At 70.3% G+C, this 4,014-nt stretch carries 4 protein-coding genes and 1 pseudogene; 3 read left to right on the top strand and 2 right to left on the bottom strand.

Features of this window, described 5'->3' with window-relative positions; translation table 11 throughout:
- From rseA to tatB, 3 genes are all read left to right on the top strand, one after another.
- Nucleotides 1–329, top strand: a 329-nt coding sequence (gene rseA, locus VML93_RS23615) for an anti-sigma E factor RseA (RefSeq protein ID WP_325614705.1), incomplete at its 5' end; no start/stop codon positions are given.
- A gap of 168 nt (nucleotides 330–497) precedes the next feature.
- A complete protein-coding gene (locus tag VML93_RS23610) occupies nucleotides 498–2,012 on the top strand; it encodes a S1C family serine protease (protein ID WP_325614704.1) in 1,515 nt (504 codons plus the stop codon).
- Nucleotides 2,013–2,420 (top strand): Sec-independent protein translocase protein TatB, encoded by a 408-nt coding sequence (gene tatB / locus VML93_RS23605; protein ID WP_325614703.1) that lies wholly within the window; start codon nucleotides 2,013–2,015, stop codon nucleotides 2,418–2,420.
- Between the two features lie 24 nt (nucleotides 2,421–2,444).
- Here the strand turns inward: tatB and VML93_RS23600 are convergent, their stop codons facing one another.
- Both VML93_RS23600 and VML93_RS23595 read right to left on the bottom strand, forming a co-directional pair.
- On the bottom strand, nucleotides 2,445–3,590 hold the full coding sequence (locus VML93_RS23600; protein WP_325614702.1) for an Mrp/NBP35 family ATP-binding protein: 1,146 nt from the start codon (nucleotides 3,588–3,590) through the stop codon (nucleotides 2,445–2,447).
- Nucleotides 3,591–3,624: 34 nt separating this feature from the next.
- A pseudogene (locus VML93_RS23595) lies at nucleotides 3,625–4,014 on the bottom strand (hypothetical protein); the annotation flags it as partial.

The following is a 4,014-nucleotide window of genomic DNA, read 5'->3' as shown; positions in this document are numbered from 1 at the left end:
CGGTCGGCGCGCCGCGGCGCTTCGGTTCCACCGAGCATCTGTCCATCGAGGCGATCGCCGCGTTCGTCGACGGTGAGCTGCGGATGAACGCCCACCTACGGGCCGCCCACCATCTGTCGCTGTGCCCTCAGTGTGCGGCCGAAATCGAGGACCAGAGCCGGGCGCGTGCCGCGCTGCGCGACTCCAACCCGATTCGGATTCCCACCGAGCTGCTCGGGCTGCTGACCGAGATTCCGCACGGCTCATCCGACGATCCGACATCAATTCCCCGGCCGCTATCTGGCCGTTTCGCCGACGGCGACCCACGCGACCAGCGCAAGCGCCGGTAGCTTGTCGGCTATTCGCGGAGCGCCCCCGAGCCGGCCCGGCGCGTGCGTTCCTGCCCACCACTCGAGATCCGTGGATACTAGGGTGGACACGGGCAATGCCGTTGCCTATATATCGCCCGGTAAGCGGCCTGTCTCGAGCGATCAGCACAGCATCCAGAAGAGGACAAAGTGACCTCCGACCAAGGCAACAACATCGGCCAGGACGGCGGCAACCGCCTAGCGCCGCGCCCCGTAGCCCGGCCGCCGGTCGACCCCGCGTCGCGTCAGGCGTTCGGTCGTCCGCACGGACTCCGGGGATCCTTCCTGGCGGACCGCGTACGCCCGCAGAAGTACCGGGAGCAGACCGACTTCCGGCCGCACGATCAGCCGGCCGACCCGGTCTTGCAGGAGGCGTTCAGCCGGCCTTTCGCGGGCGCCGACTCGCTGCAGCGCCATCCGATCGACGCCGGTGCGCTGGCCGCCGAGAAGGACGGCAAGGACCAGGACGAACCGGAGGACCCGTGGCGAGACCCCGGGGCCGGGGCGGCTCTGGGGACCCCGGCGGTGTCTGCGCCGGCGCCACACGCGGTGCTGGGCCAGACCGGCAAGCTGGGCGTCCGGGATGTGCTGTTCGGCCGCAAGGTGTCCTACCTTGCCCTGGTTGTCCTGCTGCTGATCGCGCTGGTCATCGGCGCGCTCGGCGGGCTGATCGGCCGCAAGACCGCCGAAGTCGTCGGCGCGTTCACCACCTCGAAGGTGACGCTGTCGACCAACGGCAACGGCGAGTCGCCGGCGGGCCGGTTCGCCAAGGTGGCCGCCGCGGTGGCCGACTCCGTGGTGACCATCGAGTCCAAGAGCGACACCGAGGGCATGCAGGGCTCCGGGGTGATCATCGACGGCCGCGGCTACATCGTCACCAACAACCACGTGATCTCCGAAGCGGCGAACAACCCCAGCCAGTTCAAGACCAAGGTCATCTTCAACGACGGCAAGGAAGTGCCCGCCAGCCTGGTCGGCCGTGACCCCAAGACCGACCTGGCCGTCCTCAAGGTCGACAACGTCGACAATCTGACCGTGGCCCGGCTCGGTGATTCCGACAAGGTGCGGGTCGGCGACGAGGTTCTGGCCGCCGGTGCGCCGCTGGGTCTGCGCAGCACCGTGACACACGGCATCATCAGCGCACTGCACCGTCCGGTGCCGTTGTCGGGGGAGGGCTCTGACACCGACACCGTCGTCGATGCCCTGCAGACCGACGCCTCGATCAACCACGGCAACTCGGGTGGCCCGCTGATCGACATGGACTCCCAGGTGATCGGCATCAACACCGCCGGCAAGTCGCTGTCGGACAGCGCCAGCGGGCTGGGCTTCGCGATCCCGGTCAACGAGATGAAGAACGTTGCCCAGACGCTGATCAGAGACGGCAAGATCGTGCACCCGACGTTGGGGATCAGCACCCGGTCGGTGAGCAACGCGATCGCGTCGGGCGCGCAGGTGGCCAACGTGAAGGCAGGAAGTCCCGCGCAGAAGGGCGGGATCCAGGAGAACGACGTGATCGTCAAGGTCGGCAACCGTAAGGTCGCCGACGCCGACGAGTTCGTCGTCGCGGTGCGGCAGCTGACCGTCGGGCAGGATGCCCCGGTAGAGGTGGTCCGCGACGGCCGGCACGTCACGCTGACCGTCAAGCCCGACCCCGATACCAGCTAGATGTTCGCCAACGTCGGCTGGGGGGAAATGCTGGTGCTCCTGATGGTCGGGTTGGTGGTCCTCGGGCCCGAGCGTCTCCCCGGAGCTATCCGCTGGACGGCGGGCGCCCTGCGCCAGGCCCGCGACTACCTCAGCGGTATGACTAGCCAGCTGCGTGAGGACATCGGGCCCGAGTTCGACGATCTGCGCGGGCAACTGAGCGAGCTGCAGAAGTTGCGCGGCATGACACCACGCGCGGCGCTGACCAAGCACCTGCTCGACGGTGATGACTCGATATTCACCGGGAACTTCGACAAGCCGGCCGGCCCCGTCAATGGGGCTCCGGCGCCCGCGCAATCGGGACAGCCGGTCGAGCCGTCGCACCCGCTGGAGCCAGGGCGCGCCCCGTTCGATCCTGACGCGACGTAGGGCGGTGAGTAACCCCGAAACGCCCTAGCGACGCGTGGGGTCCAGCCCCAACGACACTCCCGCCAGCCCGCGACGGCGCGACGACAGGCTGTCGGCGATGCTGAGTAGCGTCTTGCCCACCGGGGAATCGGGTGCGCTCAGCACGATCGGCATGCCGGCGTCGCCCGCGGCCACCAGCGCGGGATCCAGCGGGATCTGACCCAGCAGCGGAACCTCGGCGCCGACCGCACGCGACAGCCGCTCGGCGACTTGGGCGCCCCCGCCCTCGCCGAAGACCTGCAACGTCGAGCCGTCCGGCAGCAGCAGCCCCGACATGTTCTCCACCACGCCCACGATGCGCTGGCGGGTCTGTATCGCGATGCTGCCGGCCCGTTCGGCGACCTCGGCCGCAGCGACCTGTGGCGTGGTCACCACCAGGATTTCCGCGTTCGGGATCAGCTGGGCCACCGAGATGGCGATGTCGCCGGTTCCGGGCGGCAGATCGAGCAGCAGCACGTCCAGATCGCCCCAGTACACGTCGGCCAGGAACTGCTGCAACGCCCGGTGCAGCATCGGGCCGCGCCACACCACCGGGGTGTTGCCCTCGGTGAACTGGGCGATCGAGATGACCTTCACCTCGTGGGCGATGGGCGGCAGGATCATCGACTCGACCTGGGTGGGCCGGTCGGTGGTGCCCATCATCCGGGGGATGGAGTGGCCGTAGACGTCGGCGTCGAGGACGCCGACCGACAGGCCGCGGGCGGCCATCGCGGCGGCCAGGTTGACCGTGACCGACGACTTGCCGACCCCGCCCTTGCCGGACGCGACCGCGTACACCCGGGTCAGCGAGTTGGGCTGGGCGAACGGGATGACGGGTTCGGGGGCATCGCCGCGCAGCTGTTTGCGCAGCTCGGTGCGCTGATCGTCGCTCATCACGTCCAGGCTGACTTTCACCGCCCCGGTACCGGGAACGTCGGCGACGGCCTGGGCGACGCGCTCGCTGATCTCGGTCTTCTTCGGGCAGGCGGCGGTGGTCAGGTAAATCGCGACGTGCACGCCGCCGTCGGGGTCGACGTCGACGCTCTTGACCATCCCGAGTTCGGTGATGGGGCGCCGCAGCTCGGGATCGATCACCTTGGCCAGCGCGGCGCGGACAGCCGCGGTCAGGTCGGCGGGGTCATGTCGGGACATCACCGCCAAGTCTAGGCGGCGGTCTGACGAGTGGTCAGCCGGGCGGAGGCGGCGGCGGCTCGCCCGGGGCCGGCGCATTGGGAGCGGCCGGCGCCGGCGGACCGGTCGGCTTCTTGGGCGCCGGTGTGGCCTTGGGGGCTCCGGCTGCGCCTGCCGGTGCTGCGCCCGGGGGAGCGGCGGGCGGCTGAGCTACCGGATCGACGGGCGCGGCGGGCGGAGGCGGTGCCTGCCCGACCGGCGGCATCGCGGCCGGTGGCGGTGCCTGCCCGACCGGCGGCATCGCGGCAGGTGGCGGTGCCTGCCCGAACGGCGGCGCCCCGGCCGGTGGCGGTGCCTGCCCGAACGGCGGGACGGCATCGGATGGCTGCGTGGCTAACGGTCCCGGCCCCGGCCCCGGGGCCGTTGAGCCGATGCAGATCAGCGT

The sequence above is a fragment of the Mycobacterium sp. genome (genome assembly GCF_035499775.1).
In the GTDB taxonomy this organism is placed as follows: domain Bacteria; phylum Actinomycetota; class Actinomycetes; order Mycobacteriales; family Mycobacteriaceae; genus Mycobacterium.
This window is presented reverse-complemented; position numbering and strand designations above follow the sequence as displayed.